This window comes from Actibacterium sp. 188UL27-1, assembly GCF_016901225.1.
GTDB lineage: Bacteria > Pseudomonadota > Alphaproteobacteria > Rhodobacterales > Rhodobacteraceae > 188UL27-1.
The window spans coordinates 154,229-173,574 of sequence record NZ_JAFEUL010000005.1 but is presented as its reverse complement, the minus strand read 5'-3'; the positions used below and the strand labels follow the sequence as shown (position 1 = coordinate 173,574).

General features: G+C 59.5%; 16 protein-coding genes. 8 read left to right on the top strand and 8 right to left on the bottom strand.

Features of this window, described 5'->3' with window-relative positions; translation table 11 throughout:
- The 6 genes from nuoL to IU397_RS09085 are packed head-to-tail and all read left to right on the top strand — an operon-like array spanning nucleotide 1 to nucleotide 8,362.
- Entirely contained in the window at nucleotides 1-2,142 is a 2,142-nt protein-coding gene (gene nuoL / locus IU397_RS09110) for an NADH-quinone oxidoreductase subunit L (protein WP_204412578.1), read from the top strand.
- Nucleotides 2,142-3,689, top strand: coding sequence for an NADH-quinone oxidoreductase subunit M (locus IU397_RS09105; RefSeq protein ID WP_204412575.1), 1,548 nt, complete (start codon nucleotides 2,142-2,144; stop codon nucleotides 3,687-3,689). The genes nuoL and IU397_RS09105 overlap by 1 nt, the downstream gene beginning before the upstream one ends.
- A 1-nt stretch (nucleotide 3,690) precedes the next feature.
- Nucleotides 3,691-5,130: an NADH-quinone oxidoreductase subunit NuoN gene (nuoN, locus tag IU397_RS09100; RefSeq protein WP_204412574.1), complete on the top strand. Its 1,440-nt coding sequence runs from the start codon at nucleotides 3,691-3,693 to the stop codon at nucleotides 5,128-5,130.
- Entirely contained in the window at nucleotides 5,120-5,905 is a 786-nt protein-coding gene (locus IU397_RS09095) for a biotin--[acetyl-CoA-carboxylase] ligase (RefSeq protein WP_255569784.1), read from the top strand. The genes nuoN and IU397_RS09095 overlap by 11 nt, the downstream gene beginning before the upstream one ends.
- A 12-nt stretch (nucleotides 5,906-5,917) precedes the next feature.
- Nucleotides 5,918-6,694, top strand: coding sequence for a type III pantothenate kinase (locus tag IU397_RS09090; RefSeq protein ID WP_204412573.1), 777 nt, complete (start codon nucleotides 5,918-5,920; stop codon nucleotides 6,692-6,694).
- Nucleotides 6,695-8,362: a ribonuclease J gene (locus IU397_RS09085; protein ID WP_204412572.1), complete on the top strand. Its 1,668-nt coding sequence runs from the start codon at nucleotides 6,695-6,697 to the stop codon at nucleotides 8,360-8,362. It begins immediately after the preceding gene.
- A 104-nt stretch (nucleotides 8,363-8,466) separates the two neighbouring features.
- Here the strand turns inward: IU397_RS09085 and IU397_RS09080 are convergent, their stop codons facing one another.
- The 6 genes from IU397_RS09080 to IU397_RS09055 form a co-directional block, all read right to left on the bottom strand.
- Complete coding sequence (locus tag IU397_RS09080; protein ID WP_204412570.1) at nucleotides 8,467-9,846, bottom strand: DEAD/DEAH box helicase; 1,380 nt, start codon at nucleotides 9,844-9,846, stop codon at nucleotides 8,467-8,469.
- Nucleotides 9,847-10,006: 160 nt separating this feature from the next.
- Entirely contained in the window at nucleotides 10,007-10,456 is a 450-nt protein-coding gene (locus tag IU397_RS09075) for a hypothetical protein (RefSeq protein WP_204412568.1), read from the bottom strand.
- Nucleotides 10,398-10,865 (bottom strand): copper chaperone PCu(A)C, encoded by a 468-nt coding sequence (locus IU397_RS09070; protein WP_204412566.1) that lies wholly within the window; start codon nucleotides 10,863-10,865, stop codon nucleotides 10,398-10,400. Before IU397_RS09070 ends, IU397_RS09075 begins: the two co-directional genes overlap by 59 nt.
- A gap of 128 nt (nucleotides 10,866-10,993) precedes the next feature.
- Nucleotides 10,994-12,232: an AAA family ATPase gene (locus tag IU397_RS09065; RefSeq protein WP_204412559.1), complete on the bottom strand. Its 1,239-nt coding sequence runs from the start codon at nucleotides 12,230-12,232 to the stop codon at nucleotides 10,994-10,996.
- Between the two features lie 252 nt (nucleotides 12,233-12,484).
- Nucleotides 12,485-14,092, bottom strand: coding sequence for a peptide chain release factor 3 (locus IU397_RS09060; protein ID WP_204412784.1), 1,608 nt, complete (start codon nucleotides 14,090-14,092; stop codon nucleotides 12,485-12,487).
- Between the two features lie 145 nt (nucleotides 14,093-14,237).
- Nucleotides 14,238-14,579, bottom strand: coding sequence for a hypothetical protein (locus IU397_RS09055; RefSeq protein WP_204412550.1), 342 nt, complete (start codon nucleotides 14,577-14,579; stop codon nucleotides 14,238-14,240).
- 222 nt (nucleotides 14,580-14,801) lie between these two features.
- Between IU397_RS09055 and IU397_RS09050 the strand changes: the two genes are divergently transcribed.
- Both IU397_RS09050 and IU397_RS09045 read left to right on the top strand, forming a co-directional pair.
- Entirely contained in the window at nucleotides 14,802-15,974 is a 1,173-nt protein-coding gene (locus IU397_RS09050; RefSeq protein WP_204412549.1) for a serine hydrolase, read from the top strand.
- A 141-nt stretch (nucleotides 15,975-16,115) separates the two neighbouring features.
- Nucleotides 16,116-16,496, top strand: coding sequence for a nuclear transport factor 2 family protein (locus IU397_RS09045; RefSeq protein WP_204412547.1), 381 nt, complete (start codon nucleotides 16,116-16,118; stop codon nucleotides 16,494-16,496).
- 62 nt (nucleotides 16,497-16,558) lie between these two features.
- On the opposite strand, the gene IU397_RS09040 is transcribed toward IU397_RS09045, so the two are convergent.
- Nucleotides 16,559-17,710, bottom strand: a complete 1,152-nt coding sequence (locus IU397_RS09040) for an aromatic ring-hydroxylating dioxygenase subunit alpha (RefSeq protein WP_204412545.1) — start codon at nucleotides 17,708-17,710, stop codon at nucleotides 16,559-16,561.
- 337 nt (nucleotides 17,711-18,047) lie between these two features.
- Nucleotides 18,048-19,301, bottom strand: a complete 1,254-nt coding sequence (gene tyrS, locus IU397_RS09035; RefSeq protein ID WP_204412536.1) for a tyrosine--tRNA ligase — start codon at nucleotides 19,299-19,301, stop codon at nucleotides 18,048-18,050.
- Nucleotides 19,302-19,346: the final 45 nt, after the last annotated feature.

Sequence of the window (19,346 nt, the reverse complement as noted above, 5' to 3'; positions counted from 1 at the left end):
ATGGAAACGATTATCCTATTCAGCCCGCTCATCGGATCGCTGATTTGCGGGTTCGGCTGGCGGCTGATTGGCGAACAGGCGGGCATGGTGGTGGCGACGGGGCTGCTGTTTCTGTCCATGCTGCTCAGCTGGATCGTGTTCTTCACCTTTGACGGTGTGACCGAACAGATCCAGATCATGCGCTGGATCGAAAGCGGATCCCTCAGCACCGATTGGGCCATACGGATGGACCGGCTGACCGCGATCATGCTGGTTGTGGTGACGACCGTCTCGGCGCTCGTGCACCTTTATTCTTTTGGATACATGGCCCACGACGATCATTTCCGCGAGGGGGAGACCTACCGGAGCCGCTTTTTCGCCTACCTGTCTTTCTTTACCTTCACGATGCTGATGCTCGTGACCGCCGATAACCTGGTCCAGATGTTCTTTGGGTGGGAAGGCGTCGGCGTCGCCTCCTACCTGTTGATCGGCTTTTACATCCGCAAGGCCAGTGCCGGGGCAGCCGCGATGAAGGCGTTCATCGTCAACCGCGTAGGTGATTTCGCCTTCCTGTTGGGGATCTTTGCGCTGTTCTACCTCACGGATTCCATCAACCTCAGCGATGTCTTTGCCGCGGCCCCCGAATTGGCTGAAACGCAGATCAGTTTTCTCTGGGGCGAATGGAACGCGGCTGAAGTGATTGCCGTGCTGTTGTTCATGGGGGCCATGGGCAAGTCAGCGCAATTGCTGCTTCATACCTGGCTGCCCGACGCGATGGAGGGGCCGACCCCGGTTTCGGCCTTGATCCACGCGGCGACCATGGTGACAGCGGGTGTATTCCTGGTCTGCCGGATGTCCCCGATCATGGAATTCGCGCCCTATGCCACCACGTTTGTCGTCTATATCGGTGCGGCAACGGCGTTTTTTGCAGCCACGGTCGGCCTGGTGCAGAATGACATCAAACGGGTGATCGCCTACTCGACCTGTTCGCAACTGGGCTACATGTTTGTGGCCGCTGGTGTGGGCATGTATTCGGCAGCGATGTTCCACCTGTTCACCCACGCATTCTTTAAGGCAATGCTGTTTCTTGGCGCAGGCTCGGTCATCCACGGGATGCACCATGAGCAGGACATGCGGAACTACGGTGGTTTGCGACACAAGATGCCTTACACGTTTTGGGCCATGATGATTGGCACATTGGCGATCACCGGCGTCGGCATCCCGCTGACCCATATCGGTTTCGCCGGGTTCCTGTCCAAGGATGCAATCATCGAAAGCGCCTTTGCCTCGGGCACGATGGCGGGCGGGTTTGCCTTCTGGTCCCTCGTGATCGCCGCCTGCTTCACCAGTTTCTACAGCTGGCGGTTGATGTTCATGACCTTCTTTGGGGAGCCGCGCGGCAACAAACACACCCATGAACATGCCCATGAAAGCCCGGTGACCATGCTGGCACCCCTTGGCGTTTTGGCACTGGGTGCTGTTTTTGCAGGCATGATCTGGTTTGGCAGCTTTTTTGGCCATACCGATCAGGTTGCCCGCTTCTATGGTATCCCGCTGGCCGGAGAGGTCCATGCCAGCGACGATCGCGGGGCAGAAACGACAGAGGCCCATGGCGACGCTCATGATGAGGCCGCAGGTGACGACCATGGCGATGGGGCCAAGGCGGCGGATGGCCACGGTGACGATCATCACGCGGCTTTTGGCGGCAAGCCTGGTGAAGGTGCGATCTACATTGGTGAGGACAACACCATTCTGGACGATGCCCATGCGGTATCCGCGCTGGTCAAAGCCTCACCCTTCATCGCGATGCTAACCGGTCTGATCCTGGCCTATATTATGTATATTCGCCGTCCAGACCTGCCCGCCAAACTGGCAGAGAACCAGCGCCCGCTTTATGAATTCCTGCTGAACAAGTGGTATTTTGACGAGATCTACGACGCGGTCTTCGTCAAACCGGCCAAGGCCCTTGGCAATTTCCTGTGGAAGCGTGGGGATGGCAACGTGATTGACGGTGGCATCAACGGGCTGGCGATGGGGATCATCCCGTTCTTCACCCGGCTCGCCGGGCGCGCCCAATCGGGATATCTGTTCCACTATGCGGGGGCGATGATCCTAGGGATCGTGATCCTGGTCACCTGGGTCATGGTCGGAGGAGCGGGCTAATGGATAACCTCCTATCGATCATCACGTTCATCCCGCTGATCGCGGCGCTGATCCTTGCCGGTTTCCTGCGCGGCAATGACGAGGCCGCCCAACTGAATGCCAAGCGCATCGGGCTTTGGGCTACGGGGGCGACCTTCTTTGTCTCTCTCTTTCTGATCTTTCAGTTCGACCCGTCCAACACGGATTTCCAATTCGTCGAAGAACGGGACTGGCTGTTCGGCCTGAAATACAAGATGGGCGTCGATGGGATCAGTGTTCTCTTCGTGATGCTGACGACCTTCATGATGCCGCTGGTCATTGCCGCATCATGGGACGTGAAGACCCGCGTGAAGGAATACATCACCGCCTTCCTGATCCTGGAAACGCTGATGCTGGGCGTGTTCATGGCGCTGGATCTGGTCCTGTTCTACCTGTTCTTTGAGGCGGGCCTGATCCCGATGTTCCTGATCATCGGCATTTGGGGCGGGGCGAACCGCGTCTATGCCTCGTTCAAGTTCTTCCTCTACACCTTCCTCGGTTCGGTCCTGATGCTGGTGGCGATGATCGCCATGTATGTCGAGGCGGGGACAACCGACATACAGGCGCTGCTGAGCCATGATTTCTCTTCCGCCACATTCCCGCTATTGGGGTTCGAGGTGGTGGGAGGTTTGCAAACGCTGCTTTGGCTCGCCTTCTTCGCCAGTTTCGCGGTCAAGATGCCCATGTGGCCGGTCCATACCTGGCTGCCGGATGCCCATGTGCAGGCGCCCACGGCGGGCTCTGTCGTTCTGGCGGCGATCCTATTGAAGCTGGGCGGGTACGGGTTGATCCGGTTCAGCCTCCCGATGTTCCCGGTTGCCTCCGAGCTGCTGGCCCCCCTGGTTCTGTGGATGTCGGCCATCGCGATTGTCTACACCTCCCTCGTGGCCTTGGCGCAGGAGGATATGAAGAAACTCATCGCCTATTCTTCCGTCGCCCATATGGGATACGTGACGATGGGGATCTTTGCCGCCAATCAGCAGGGGATCGACGGCGCGATCTTCCAGATGCTCAGCCATGGCTTTATCTCGGGTGCGTTGTTTCTGTGCGTTGGTGTCATTTACGACCGAATGCACACGCGGGAGATTTCGGCCTATGGTGGCCTCGTGAACCGCATGCCCGCCTATGCGCTGATCTTCATGCTGTTCACCATGGCCAATGTGGGCCTGCCTGGGACATCGGGCTTTGTCGGTGAATTCCTGACCCTGATGGGGGTCTTCCAGGTCAATACCTGGGTCGCCGTGGTCGCAACGAGCGGCGTTATCCTGTCCGCCGCCTATGCCCTGTGGCTTTACCGCCGGGTCGTCATGGGCGATCTGATCAAGGAGAGCCTGAAATCGATCACCGACATGACGCGGCGCGAGAAATGGATCTTTGCTCCGTTGGTCGCCATGACCTTGCTGCTGGGCGTCTATCCCGCGCTGGTGACGGATGTCATCGGCCCCTCGGTCGGCAATCTGATCGATACCCGCGAGACGGCCCTGGCCGAATACCGCGCCACCACGCAAATCGCTGACGGAGGCCAATGATATGGGTGCCGATCTGACCATCCTGCTGCCCGAGATCTTTCTGTCGCTCTGTGCCATGGCGGCGCTGATCTTTGCCGTCTACACAACCAAGGACGAGGTCGCGCCGTTGCTCGTTTGGGGCACGGCGGCGGTGTTCGTGGCGCTGGCCCTGTGGGTGGCCCTGTCGGGCAATGTCACCCGCACTGCCTTTGGGGGCATGTTCGTCGATGATGCCTTTGCCCGCTTTGCCAAGGTGACGATCCTGCTATCGGCGGCGGCAATCCTTGTGATGAGCAAGGACTACATGGTCAAACGCGATCTGTTGCGGTTTGAATACCCGGTTCTGATCGCCCTTGCGGTGGTCGGCATGATGATCATGGTCTCTGCTGGCGACCTGATGATGCTTTACATGGGATTGGAACTGCAATCGCTTGCCCTTTATGTCGTGGCCTCCCTGCGCCGGGACAGTGTGAAATCGACCGAAGCAGGGTTGAAATACTTCGTCCTCGGCGCGCTCAGTTCGGGCTTGCTGCTTTACGGCGCGTCGCTGACCTATGGCTTTGCCGGGACAACCAGTTTCGCGGGCATCATCTCGGTCGCGACGGATGGCAATATCTCGGTCGGTCTGCTCTTTGGCCTTGTTTTCCTGACTGCTGGTTTGGCGTTCAAGGTCTCTGCCGCGCCGTTTCACATGTGGACGCCGGACGTTTATGAAGGCTCGCCCACACCGGTCACTGCGTTCTTTGCCACTGCGCCCAAGGTCGCCGCCATGGCTCTGTTCGCCCGGGTGGTCCATGATGCATTCGGTGGCGTTGTCGGAGACTGGCAACAGATCTTGGCCTTCCTCGCCGTGATCTCGATGTTCCTTGGCGCTATCGCCGCCATCGGGCAGCGCGATATCAAACGGCTGATGGCCTATTCCTCCATCGCGCATATGGGTTTTGCCTTGGTGGGCCTTTCGGCAGGCACGGCCCAGGGTGTGGAGGCGATGCTGATCTACATGGCGATCTACGTGACCATGAACGTCGGCACATTCGCGTTTATCTTGACGATGGAACAAGACGGGCGCCACATCACCGACATTGGCGGGCTCAACATGCTCAGCGCGCGCGAACCGGCTAAGGCGCTGGCGATGCTGGTTCTGTTCTTCAGCTTGGCCGGGGTGCCGCCGCTGCTGGGTTTCTTTGGCAAATACGGTGTCCTTTTGGCAGCTGTCGATGCAGGACTGGGCTGGCTCGCTGTGGCCGGTGCTATCGCCAGCGTCATCGGGGCATTTTACTATTTGCGGATCGTGTTCTTCATGTATTTTGGCGATCCAGAGGCACGGGGCACCGATGTGGCGGTGGCTCCGGTTCAGGGTGCGTTCCTGATTGCCTCGGCCGCCGTCATGGTGCTTGGGATTATCAACCTTTTCGGGGTAGAGGCACTGGCCGCCTCCGCCGCCATCGCACTTGTCAACTGAGATCCCGCTTTGGGATGCGGCTGAAACGCGGGCCTTCTGGCCCTCGGCCTATGACCGGATCGTGCTGGACCAGACCGACAGCACCATGGCAGAGGCCGCCCGCCGCCGCGACACGCTGACCGGCCCCACCTGGATCCTCGCGCGGAACCAAATCGCAGCCCATGGCAGGCGCGGAAGGCCCTGGTCCATGCCTCCGGGCAATTTCGCCGCCACCCTTGTGATGCAGCCAAAAGGCGATCCGGCGCAGGCGGCGTTACGGTCTTTCACGGCGGCGGTCGCGCTTTATCAAGCGCTGGCCATGCTGACGGGGCCAAAGATGCTGTCGCTGAAATGGCCCAATGACGTATTGCTTAAGGGGGGTAAAGTTGCGGGCATCCTGCTTGAGAGCGCGGGCCAAGGCGGCGGGGTGGATCACCTGTCCATAGGGATCGGTGTAAACTTGGCATCGGCTCCCGACGGATCGCAGGTGGAAGACAATGCCGTCCCCCCGATCAGTGTCGTCGGGGCAGGGGGCAAGGCCTCCAGCCCCGAAGATTTCCTGTTCTGGCTGGCCAGTCATTTTGCCGATCTTGAGCAACAGTTCCAGCAATTCGGGTTCGATCCCATCCGCCACCTGTGGCTCAAACACGCGGCCCGGCTGGGTGAGGTGATCACGGCCCGGTTGCCATCCGAACAGATCACGGGCACGTTCACTACAATCGATGCGGAGGGTCATTTGATCCTGAATACCGCAAAAGGCGAGCGTCGGATCGCCGCTGCAGAGATCTATTTCTAAAGGGGTACGCCCATGTTGCTGTGTATCGATTGCGGGAACACCAATACCGTGTTTTCGATCTGGGATGGCACGCAGTTTCTGGCGACCTTCCGGACCTCGACCGAACATCAGCGAACGGCGGACCAGTATTATGTCTGGTTCTCTACCTTGCGCGACCATCACAAGCTGGATGTCGTGATTGATGAGGTCATCGTCTCGTCCACCGTACCGCGCGTCGTGTTCAACTTACGGGTCTTTACGGACCGGTATTTCAACTGCCGGCCTTGGGTGGTGGGCAAACCGGACTGCCTGTTGCCACAACCGCCCCGCGTGGATGCGGGCACGCAAGTGGGGCCGGACCGGTTGGTGAACACGGCAGGCGCCTTTGATCGCCATGGCGGCGACCTGATCGTCGTGGATTTCGGCACGGCCACCACATTTGATGTCGTTTCAGCCGATGGGGCCTATATCGGCGGGGTGATCGCACCCGGCGTGAACCTCAGCCTTGAAGCCTTGCACCAGGCGGCTGCCGCCTTGCCCCATGTCGATGTGACCAAACCGCAAGCCGTCATTGGCACCAACACCGTGGCTTGCATGCAGTCAGGCGTGTTTTGGGGCTATGTCGGTCTGGTGCGCGGTATTTGTGACCGCATCAAGGCGGAGCGGGACCGCCCGATGACGATCATCGGGACGGGCGGACTTGCCCCGTTGTTCTCCTCTGGGGATGTGCTATTTGACCGGATCGAAGATGATCTGACGATGCATGGGCTGACCGTCATCCACAAACATAATAAAGAAAACGGGACATGAATGGCCGATAACCGATTGATTTACCTGCCCCTTGGTGGGGCGGGCGAAGTGGGCATGAATGCTTACGTCTATGGCTATGGGCCGGAAGGGGCGGAGCGGCTGATCCTGGTCGATCTGGGCGTAACCTTCCCGAACATGGATACCACACCGGGTGTGGATCTGATCTTTCCCGATCTCAGTTGGCTGCTTGAACGGGTGGACCAGTTGGAAGCCATCATCATCACCCACGGGCATGAGGACCATATCGGTGCCCTTGGCCATTTCTGGGAGCGTTTGGGAGCGCCAGTTTACGCGCGTAAATTTACCGGTGCCCTTGCCGCGCGTAAACTTGATGAACATGGCGGTGACATGGGCGCGGTGCAGGTTGTCGGACCTTGGCCTGATATGAGCCAGCTTGGGCCATTCAAGGTGTCCTTCCTGCCGGTGTCCCATTCTATCCCCGAAAGCTCTGCCATCGTGATTGACACGCCTGCGGGCCGGATCATCCATACAGGCGATTTCAAGCTGGATGGCAGCCCCGTGGTGGGGGAACCTTTTGATGCCGATCTGTGGCGCGAGGTCGTGGGGCAGGGCGTCAAGACGCTGGTTTGCGACAGCACCAACGTAATGGTCGGGCATCCCGGCCGGTCAGAGGAGGTTGTGGGGCCCGCTATCCAGGATTTGGTGCGCAAGGCCAAAGGCATGGTCGTGGCCACCACATTCGCCAGCAATGTGGCGCGCGTGAAGACCTTGGCAGATGCGGCGACGGCTGCGGGGCGTTCGGTCTGCTTGCTGGGGCGGGCCATGAAACGCATGATCACCGTGGCACAGGAAACCGGAGTATTGACCGACTTTCCCTCCACCGTCAGCCCCGAAGAGGCGCAGCAAATCCCGCGCGAAAACCTGATGCTCCTTTCGACCGGAAGCCAGGGAGAACGGCGGGCCGCAACGGCGCAGCTTGCGCGGGGCAAATATCTGGGGTTGGAGATGAAGGAGGGCGATCTGTTCCTCTTTTCCTCCAAAACGATCCCCGGTAATGAACGTGGCGTCTTGCAGATCGTGAATTCATTCTCGGAAATGGGCGTCGATGTCGTCGATGACAGTGCTGGCATTTACCATGTGTCGGGCCATGCGAACGGGCCCGATCTGGAGGCGCTCCATGATCTGGTCAAACCGGAGATGCTGGTGCCCATGCACGGGGAGCACCGCATGTTGCGCCGCCACGCGAAGCTGGCCGCCGATAAGGGCATCGCAACTGAAATAGCGACCAATGGCACCATGTTGGATCTGACTGGCAAGACGCCGGATGTGGTGGAATACATCGAATCCAGCCGGACCTATCTGGACGGTGCCGTCAAGATCGGCGCGTTGGACGGCGTTGTCCGCGACCGGATCCGCCTGGCCCTGAACGGCCATATCATGGTGACGCTGATCATAGATGAGGATGATGAACCCTTGGGCGAGCCCTGGGCGGAGGTCATGGGCCTGCCCGAGACCGGCTTGTCAAACACGGCTTTGGTCGAGATCATCGAGGCCGAAGTCGATCAGATGCTGGGCCGCGCCGCTGACAAGATCCTGACCGATGACAAGGCGCTGGATGACAGCATTCGCCGGATTGTCCGCCAGACCTGCATGTCGGAAATAGGCAAAAAGCCCGAGGTGACGGTAGTGGTCAGCCGATTGGCCTGATCCCTGCGGCCTTTGTCGAAAACGGGATTTTCAACCAGGGTAGCGATATTTGCAGGGCCAGGATGGGGGAGGGGGTGCGGCCCCCATACCGTAACGATGGCCGTTCAGCTGGCCTTGCGGATAAAGGACCGTGTGATGAAATCGGGGACGTGATCGTGGAACCCCACCACCCGGGCGTCATCACGACCAGAGCCGCCACGGCCCCGACGCCCTGAATTCGACCGCGCTTTGGGGGTCTCCGCCTCAGCCGTGTCGGATTTCACCGGCTTGCTTTCCGGTTTCTCGCGACTGCGACGGGTGCGGGCTTCACCCGTATCATCCTCTTTCGCGCTTGGCTTGACGGGGTTTTCGATCCGCGGGATCTCTTGTTTCACCAGATTTTCAATGGCGGACAGGTTCTTGTCATCCGCCGGAGCCGCGATCATGAAAGCCTTGCCTGACCGACCGGCGCGACCCGTACGGCCGATGCGATGCACATAATCCTCTGAATGGCTGGGTACGTCGAAGTTAAAGACATGACTGACATTCGGGATGTCCAGACCCCGCGCCGCAACGTCTGAGGCGACCAGAAACCGGATTGTCCCGCCGCGAAATCCGTCCAGGGTCCGGGTCCGGTGGCTTTGATCCAGATCGCCATGGATCGGTTCGGCATCGAGGCCGTGTTTTTTCATGGATTTGGCCACGACATCCACATCGACCTTGCGATTGCAAAAGATGATGGCGTTTGTACAGGCCTCGCCCTCTTGCTCGATCAGGGCCCGCAAGATGGCGCGTTTTTCGGTCGCGGTGCGATCCTTGCGCTTGGGTTTGAACTGAACCAAGGCCTGTTCAATCGTTTCACTTGTGGTTGCGGCGCGGGCCACCTCGATCTTGGCGGGGCTGCTGAGGAAGGTGTTGGTGATCCGCTCGATCTCTGACGCCATGGTGGCGCTGAAAAACAGCGTTTGGCGGGTGAACGGCGTCAGCTGGAAAATCCGTTCGATATCCGGGATGAAACCCATATCCAGCATCCGGTCAGCTTCGTCCACGACCATGATCTGCACACCGGTCAGCAGCAGCTTGCCGCGTTCGAAATGGTCCAGCAAGCGGCCGGGCGTGGCGATCAGCACGTCGACGCCGCGGTCGATCAGCTTGTCTTGTTCGCCAAAGGACACGCCGCCGATCAGCAGCGCCTTGGTCAGCTTGGTATGTTTGGCGTAGGTGTCAAAGTTTTCGGCCACCTGGGCGGCCAATTCGCGCGTCGGCGCCAGAACCAGGGACCGCGGCATCCGGGCCCGGGCGCGCCCCTTGGCCAGCAATGTGATCATCGGCAGTGTGAAGCTGGCCGTCTTGCCAGTGCCGGTTTGCGCGATGCCAAGCACATCCTGCCCCTTCAGCGCAGGAGGGATCGCACCTTCCTGAATGGGGGTCGGTTGCGTATAGCCCGCCTCATCAACGGCTTTCAGGACCTTTGGGTCCAACTCTAGGTCAGAAAACTTTGTCATATTCGTCCAATACTTGCGGGTCTTCCCGCCAAGAATGGGACGTAGGTCAACACGCCCCTGCGTATTCGGGTCGTGCGTATCACGACACCGTGCAGGCCGTTTAGCTCATGGACCGGCTTTGGTCAACTTTGGCGGGTGCATTGTCTGGGTGGGCGTGGGATCAGGGCTGATCAATCAGGACGGCATCCACCAAGCGGAACATCTGAAACGTTTCGGGGTCTTCGTTCAACTCAAGTCTGCCACTGATGATAACGCGCGTAAATTCGGGCAAATCGGGCAGGGGGCGTTTCATTTCCACTTCGATCACCGGGCCATAGCCGCTATTGCCGCAGAAGGGGCAATTGTCCGGCTGTTCCACAAGGAGGAACTGTTTCAAATAAGGCTCGGGCAGGATTGGCACCACGAACCCGTCCACCTCGAAAGCATCGGCGGCGGCGCGCAATTCGTCCGGGAAGTGCTTGATCGCGCGCCAGTCTTCATCCAGCCCTTCTTCCCGGATTTCAGCCAGCCGCAGCAGCGACCAGGCATCCGGGTCTTCCAGCGCGGCGGCGCTAGTGGCTGTGACCAGCGTGAGAATGAGCAGTTGCGTCAGCCGCTTCAATCTCAACATGGATCTCAACCTCGCCGTGGGGTTCTAGGATCAAGTGCATCTCGAATTCCTCGCCTTTCGTCAGCGGGGCCTTGAGACCGTCCAGCGCAAGATACAGGCCATCGGGTACCAGATCAATGTGGCTGCCGGGGGCAATCGGCATCTCGTCGATGGGTTGAGGATCGCCGCCCGCTTTGATCGATGCGCCCATAAGGGCGATACTGGCCGCGACATCAGGCGCATCCCCGCCGCGAAGGATGATCGGTGTATCGCTGTCATTTTCAATCTCGACAAAGACCCGCGCCTTGGGGCCATCGCTGGCTTGCGCCCAGGCATGCAGGATCTCAACCCCGTCGATCTTGACAAGGTGGTCGCTATCTTCGGCAAAAACGGGGGTCGTGAGCAGGATGAATGCAAAGGTGTAGCGCATGTATAGCTCCTGAAGTCTGTTATAGTATAACAAACATAAGGCCTGCGCCAAGGCAACAGGGTCAGATCAAAACCCCGCTTTGGCAAGATTCCGATCGCGTGGGTTGCCCGGTTCACCTTGGCCACCGATCACTCGGCAGCCAAGGTGGTTCTTTCCGTCAAGGGCCCGGCCTTTGCGGCGCGGATTGGATCGTCAGCTGTTTCCAGGAGCCAGGCCTGCAGCGTTGCCGGGGCAAATCTGCGGTCGCCCAAGGCGTGCTCGAACATGTCGGCCTCCGACCTGCTGTCGGGGAAGAACCGCAGGAACAACGCCCTGGCCGTTGCCGCGGAGACATGACCAAGCTCCATATGGACATCCGCCCGACCGCCCCGGACCAATGCTGGATCCAGACGGTCGCGGTGGTTTGTTGTCAGGAACAGGGCATGCCCCTCCTGCGCGCCGACACCGTCAATGGCGTTCAGCAATCCCGAAAAGCTAATGCCGCGGGCTTGGTCTGCTGATCGCTCGCGAAAGACGGCATCGACATCTTCCATGGCCAATAACGCGCCCTTTGGTGCTGAGAACATGGCCTCTCGCAATTCGTCATCCGAGAGGTTTGTCCGACCCAGATCAATGGTCGCGATATCCCGATCAAGATGGCTGGCCAATGCGCGAATGACGCTCGATTTCCCCGTCCCCGGTGGACCGTAAAGCAGATATCCCCGGCGCCAGGGCACACCACGTTCAGCATACCATGCTTGCCCCGCATAGAACCGCGAGACATCCCGCGCCAGTTGTTCGATCCGGTTGTCGTCGCACAGCACCGAACTGAGCGCGCGGGCGGGCACATCGCCCACATGGTCCCACCAATCCGTCCGGTGGATGTACAATCCCGGGCCAATCCGATCACGTTTGGAGACAATGGCGCGGCCTTGGGCCAACCAATCTTCCAAAAGCGCTCTTGATCCAAAAAATACAGTTAGAACAATGCGTTCCAGCGGCATCGTGCCCGTATGGGATGAAACACGGGCCTTGGCATCCATCTCGCGGTCCAGATGGCACAGGTAGCGGCCGATCCTGAACCAATGTCCGCCGTCAGCAGGGCCCAGCATTTCTGTTCCGGCATCTTCGGCGCCGGTCACCCGCATCCTGCGTGTGTGGGACAAGGCATTGGTACTGTTGAGCCAAGCCAGGACGTCGCGATAGGCCATTGCACGGTTATCGAGGGTCAAGGTCACGGCAAAACGCCGACGTATCAGCTCCGCGACGGTTCCATAACCAAAACGCAAAAAACCCAATGCAAAGCCGATGAGGCCAAGGGCCAGCCCTGCCGCAAAAACATCGCTTCGCATCGCCGTTTGGGCGAAATTTTGAATATCGTTGAACATAACCGATTCAGGCCGCCGCCTTTTGGCGCAAACCTACTCTTTGTGAAATTTGAAGACGTGCCGTGGCAGAGCGGAACGGAGTTATCCGTGCGTCATGGAGGTGCGTTGGGCATGGTTGATATTCAATGTGCATCCTCCTGTCTTTTTGCCGAATTTCAGTTCAGTTGGACTAACACCAGGCCCCCCGATTCCGCGTGGGGTATCTTGATGAGGGGCGAATGTGTTGCGAAATCGCCACAGGGGCAGCTGCCGCTAAGTCATCATCTCTTTTGTGGCGCTTAGGGTTACGTCTGGATAGTCCCGCTCGATCCGGTCGATATCCCATTGTAATCGCGTCAAATAAACTGCGTCGCCGTCATTGTCTTCGGCCATGTGGCCTTTGTTGACATTGGCGAATTTCTCGACCGCCTCCTTTGGGCCGTGGACCCAGCGGGCAGAGGTAAACTGCGACGGCTCGAACCGGACGGGCAGGCCGTATTCCAGTTCGATCCGGCTGGCCAGAACTTCAAATTGCAGCGCGCCGACGACACCGACGATGAAGCCCGATCCGATGATCGGCTTGAAAATCTTGGCGGCCCCTTCTTCGGCAAACTGCATCAACGCCTTGTCTAGGTGCTTGGCTTTCAACGGATCTCCGGCACGGCAGGATTGCAAAAGCTCGGGCGCAAAACTGGGAATGCCTTTGACACGCAGCATCTCCCCCTCGGTGAGGGTATCCCCGATCCTCAATTGACCGTGGTTGGGGATACCCATGATGTCACCGGCCCACGCCTCCTCTGCCAGTTCGCGGTCGGAGGCCAGGAACAGGACAGGGCTGCTGATCGCCATCGGTTTCTTGTCGCGCACATGGGTCAGTCTCATGCCCCGCTTGAAGTGCCCGGAGGCGAGGCGGACAAATGCGACACGGTCCCGATGCTTGGGATCCATGTTGGCCTGCACTTTAAAGACAAATCCGGAAACCTTTGATTCATCTGGAGAAATCTGCCGCGGCTCCGCCATTTGAGGTTGCGGCTCCGGCCCGTAATCGGCGATGCCATCCATCAATTCCTTGACCCCGAACGAGTTGATGGCGGAGCCGAACCAGATGGGGGTCAGCGTCCCGTCAAGCATGGCCTGCGGATCCAGGGGCGGCAGCAATTCGCGTGCCATCTCAACCTCTTCCAGCAGCTTTTCCAAAAGCTCGGCGGGCACATGTTCCGCCAGGGCAGGGTCGTCGAGCCCGTTGATCTTGACGGATTCCGCGACCTTGTTCCTGTCCGCGCGGTCCATAAGTTCCAACCGATCCCTAAGCAGGTCGTAACAGCCCACGAAATCCCGACCGACCCCGATGGGCCAAGAGGCGGGGGTTACGTCAATCGCCAGGTTTTCTTGGATTTCATCAATGATTTCAAATGTATCGCGGCTTTCCCTGTCCATCTTGTTACAGAAGGTCAGAATGGGCAGATCGCGCAGGCGGCAGACCTCGAACAGCTTCTGGGTCTGGCTTTCCACTCCTTTGGCCCCATCGATCACCATCACCGCGGCATCGACGGCGGTCAGCGTGCGATAGGTGTCTTCGGAAAAGTCCGAGTGGCCCGGCGTGTCCACAAGGTTGAACCGGAAGTCATTGTAGTCAAACGACATTGCCGACGCGGAGACAGAGATCCCGCGATCCTTTTCCATCTGCATGAAATCGGATCGTGTCCGCCGTGCCTCCCCCTTTGCACGGACCTGACCGGCCATCTGAATGGCGCCGCCATAGAGCAGGAACTTTTCCGTCAGCGTCGTTTTGCCGGCATCCGGGTGAGAGATGATGGCAAAGGTCCGGCGTCGGGCGATCTCGGGCGGCAGGTCGGGGCGGTTTGTGGGGGTGTCCAGCATGGGGGCGATATAGCCCCCGAAACCAGCCTGCACAATCCATGCAGATCCCATGCACATTTCATACATATGCCGTACATACGCGGCGCGCTGGGGGTTCAGCCGGGGTTAAGGTTTGACACCCCGACTTCGCGCTGCACCAGCGGGGTCAGCCCCGGATACAGCGCTTGCGGATCTGGGTCTGCCGGATCGTCTGCTTTTGCCCTTTCAGGCTGGCAACCTGGTCGGCGACATTGCTGCCAGAGAGCGACGCCGTGGGCAGACCCAAAAGGATGACGCCCACCGTATCGTTCTGGCGCGCCTTGTTCTGCTGCGCCGAGGCCCGGGCCAGGGCGTTGTCGACCCGCACGGCCTCAGCCCGCAAGGCGGAACACCCAAAGGACTGGTAAGTCGTGGGGGAGACATAGGCAGGGGCAATCGCCTCGGGCTTTTGGGCGCAGCCGCACAGAACAATAACCCCAGCCGCCAGCAGGCCCAAATGCGTTTTCATATGGAATAATCCCCAGGTGATCGTGCAATGTCACTCGCGACCGAGCCCAGAAATATGGCAGAGACTTTTCAGCAAGATGTCCGGATCAGGATTTAAATCAATTGACTTTTTTACCTTGCCAACAAGGGGTTGAGCAGTTCCAGTCAGGGCCTGACGTTGGGGAAGTGTGGTGCCTGCGCGCCGCTGGTCCTAGCCTGTTTTTACGGATGGGAGGGGTGGATAATGTCAGTCTTGAAATGGGTTTTGCGGGGCGTCGGTGCAATTGCCGGTCTGGCGGCAATCATCGGAATTTGGAAATGGGAAGAGATCGGGCGCCTTTTGGCGGTCAACAGCCTTTTTGCCGAAGATAAGATCGTCAGCAATTTCAGTTCCATGGATCAACTGTTTCTGCATACCGTCTTACCACGCGGGGATGGCGCTGTTTCCGAATTGCCGCAGGGGGTGCAACTGGTGCTGCCGGACGGTGCCACGACCTGGATAGAGGCGCGCAATGTCACCGGATTGGTGGTTTTGCACCAAGGTAAGCTGGTTTTTGAGGAACATTACCAGGGCACAAAGGCCGATGATCGCCGCATTTCCTGGTCCGTCGCGAAAAGCTTTTTGTCGGTCCTGATGGGAACGTTGGTCGATGATGGCACGATCACGGATCTGGATGCGCCAGTCACGCAATATGCCCCGTCGCTGGCGGGTGGCGCCTATGATGCCGTCTCTATTCGCAATGTCCTGCAAATGTCGAGCGGGGTGGTCTTTGACGAGGATTACCTGGATTTCTATTCCGATATCAACCGCATGGGCCGGGTGCTGGCCCTTGGTGCGTCGATGGATGACTTTGCCGCCGGCCTGACCGAAAGCTTCGCGGTGCCCGGCACAGATTGGCAATACGTTTCCATCGACACCCATGTACTGGGCATGGTGATCCGCGGGGCGACGGGTCGGTCCATCCCGGATTTGATGACGGAGCGGGTGATCAAACCTTTGGGCCTGGAGGCCGATCCGATTTACCTGACCGATGGGGACGGCGTCGCGTTTGTGCTGGGCGGGCTCAACCTGCGCATCCGGGACTATGCCCGGTTCGGGCAGATGGTACTGGAGGGCGGGCAGTGGAACGGGCATCGCATCGTCTCGGAACGCTGGCTTGCGGAAAGCATGACGGCCTCAGCCAAGACCCGGGAGGGGGAGCAGGGCTATGGCTACCAGTGGTGGACGCCCCATGATGCGCGCCCCGGTGAGGTTTATGCCCACGGGATCTATAGCCAATTCCTCTATCTGGATCAGGCGCAGGAGGTGGTGATCATCGCCACATCTGCCGACCGTGGGTTTCGCGGTGCGGGGGTAAAGGCTGGCAATATCGACCAGTTGCGCCAGATCGCGGATGCAGCGGCAGATTTGGAGTGAGCGGCCCGCCCCTATGCGGGTGCGCCTATCTTTGCCGATAGCTCGACATGCCGGCCTCGGATGTCCCTATTCTGCCAATTGACTTTAGGTTAACAAGGCGCAATGGTGAGAACATTAGCGGAACATTTACTGGAGGAAATGATGTCGCAATCCGTGAAAGAGGTGGCTGACGCCTTGGCCAATCACTGCCGCACCCAGACCGAGGCTGAGGCCCTGAACACGCTCTACCACCCCGATGCCGTCTCGGTCGAGGCGATGGCCATGCCCGGATCAGACGGTGCAGAGACAAAGGGGCTGGAAGGCATCCGGGGCAAGCATGCCTGGTGGGACGCGAATTTCGAGGTCCATGGCGGCGCTGTTGAGGGGCCGTTTATGCATGGCGATGATCGGTTCGGCCTGATCTTTCGCCTGGATGCCACAAACAAGCAGACGGGTGAGCGCAGCAATATGGAAGAGATCGCCGTCTACCATGTGAGCGATGGAAAGATCACCCGCGAAGAGTTCTTTTATACCGGGTCGTGATCGTGTGCACGGGGCATCCGGGGCAATGTCCCGGATGCCTGCCATGTGCCAAGGCCTGGCACTTATTGGGCCTGATCGCGATACGCCGATAGGCGTTTTGCGACCCAGTCATGGAAGCAATGGGTGGGTCCATCCATGGCCGGGCTGAACCGCCCGCCATCAAACCCGGTCGCGTGGCGCCCCCTTTGCATCCCTTCGATGACAAAGATGTCTTCCTCCAGCACCCCCTGCCACAAGGTGCGGTTGCGCTCGCGCAACTCGGCATCAGTGTCGGGCTGCGCATAGTAAAGGTGCGTGTGTTCCAGCGTCCGGTCGGGCCCCCGTGGGAGCAGGATCATCGCATAGGCGTGGTCGCGGTGGGCGGCGAGCAAAACGTTAGGATAAACGGCAATGTATTCGCCCCCGGTATCCCATCTGTCGGACAGGTCGGCAAAATCGGGGAAGGGCTGGCCATCCGCCCCGGTCAGTTGGCGGTAAAGCAGCGTGCCTTGGCCCGAATACGCGCCGGGTGCCTCGATATGGTAGTGATCCTGCAGCCGGGAATAACTGTTCAGGCCGGGATGGATCCACGGCAGATGGTAGCTTTCGCAGTAGTTTTCGACGGCGAGTTTCCAGTTTCCGCGGACCGCCAGGGTGAACCGACTGTCGCTGCCACCGTGAAACAGAGGGTGTTCCATTTCGGCCCAACGCGCCATCAGATCACCGTGGACCTCTTCGAATGGCGGAGCGTCACCGGACAGATTGATCCAGACGACATCCCGCCAGATATGGCTGCGCACCTCGATCAGGCCCAGCGTGTCGCGATCCATTGCGGCATGGGTATTATGGCCCGGCCCACCCACATGGGGGGTGGAGACCAATTCGCCCGACAATTTGTAACACCAGGAATGGTAGGGGCAGCGCAGGGCGCCTTCGATCCGGCGCGGCTCCGAAACCAGGACCATCCCCCGGTGGCGGCAGATATTCTGAAAGACCCGCACCTGCCTCGCACGGTCACGGACCAGTAAAAGCGGCTGGCCCAGAAAATCAATCGGCTTGGCGTCTCCGGGCTCCGGCACATCGGCTGCCACATCCAACCCAGCCCAGGTGCTGAACATCAACGCAGCACATTCCTCGGCATAGACCGATGCGTCGGTATAATGCGCGTTGGGCAATCCATTGGCATGCTCCAACGGGCGGCTCACACGGGATAGATCGGTCAGGCCCTTGGGCATGGCGAGGCTCCCTTCTGATCTTCCCAGCCTACTGGCCCTGTTCGGGTGCGCTTGACCATTTCCGACATGCGGTTTTTCCCAAGACGACAGGCTCGGCGCCAAACGTCCCCTTTCTTATTGTTAAAAATATTCCCGCCGGAGGCACAAAATCCAATGGGCATGACTTGAGATTCTGTGCCTCCGGCGGGGATGTTTTCGAACACATAATGGGGAACTCTCGCGTGACTGTTATGCTGGCTGGGTCCGCTGCGTCCCGTCACGGGCGCGGCGCCGGGCCCAACGCTTTTTGACGCATCTGTGATGCGGTCAAAAGGGGCGGGAGCGCCCCGGGTCGGGATCAGTCGCTAAGGGTGACCAGGGCGTGGCGCTTCTTGCCCGCACTCAGTTTCACCGGTGAAGAGAAGGCGGTCGCATCCAGCATCAGTCCGGCATCGGTTACGGGCGCATCGTCCAGCTTGGCGCCATTCTCCGCGATCAGGCGTTTGGCCTCCTTGCCGGATCCTGCAAGGCCTGCGCGCACGAACATCTGCACGACCGAGATCCCGTCGCCGATATCGGCAGCGGTCAGGGCAAGCGTCGGCAGGTCGTCTCCGGTGCCGCCTTTTTCAAACACCTCGCGGGCCGTCGCCTCGGCAGCGGCAGCCGCGTCGGTTCCATGCAAAAGGCCGGTCACCTCATTGGCGAGGATGATCTTGGCGCTGTTGACCTCAGACCCTTCCAGCGCGCCCAGGCGGTCGCATTCCTCGACCGGCAGGTCGGTATAGAGCTTCAGGAACCGACCGACATCGGCATCGGTTGTATTGCGCCAGAACTGCCAAAATTCATAAGCGCTCAGCATATCGCCGTTCAGCCAGACGGCTCCGCCCTGGCTTTTGCCCATCTTGCGCCCATCGCTGGTGGTCAGCAGGGGCGTGGTCAGGCCAAAGATCTCGGTCTCGGCCACCCTGCGGGTCAGGTCGATACCGTTGACGATATTGCCCCATTGATCACTGCCGCCCATCTGGAGCAGGCAGCCATGGCGGCGGTTCAACTCCAGAAAGTCATAGGCCTGCAGGATCATGTAGTTGAATTCCAGAAAGCTGAGCGATTGTTCCCGGTCCAGCCGCGACTTCACCGATTCAAAGCTCAGCATCCGGTTGACCGAAAAATGCCGCCCGATATCGCGCAGGAACTCCAGGTAGTTCAGCCCGTCCAGCCATTCGGCATTGTTCAGCATGATCGCATCGCCGGGCGCATCACCATAGCGCAGGTAACGGTCAAACACCCGTTGCATGCCCGCGATATTGGCATCGATCTGTTCGGGGCCCAGCAAAGGCCGCTCATCCGACCGGAACGACGGATCGCCTACCTTGGTCGTGCCGCCCCCCATCAGGGTGATTGGTTTGTGCCCCGTCTTCTGCAGCCACCGCAGCAGCATGATGTTCAGCAGATGCCCCACATGCAAAGACGCCGCCGTCGCATCATATCCGATATAGGCGGGCACCACGCGATTGATCAACGCGGTGTCCAGGTCCTGCAGGTCGGTGCAGTCGGCCAGAAAGCCGCGTTCGATGATCACCGACAGGAAGTCTGATTTCGGGTGGTACGTCATGGTGCCATGGTCCAGTCTTAGGATGCGCCGCTTCATACGCGCCGC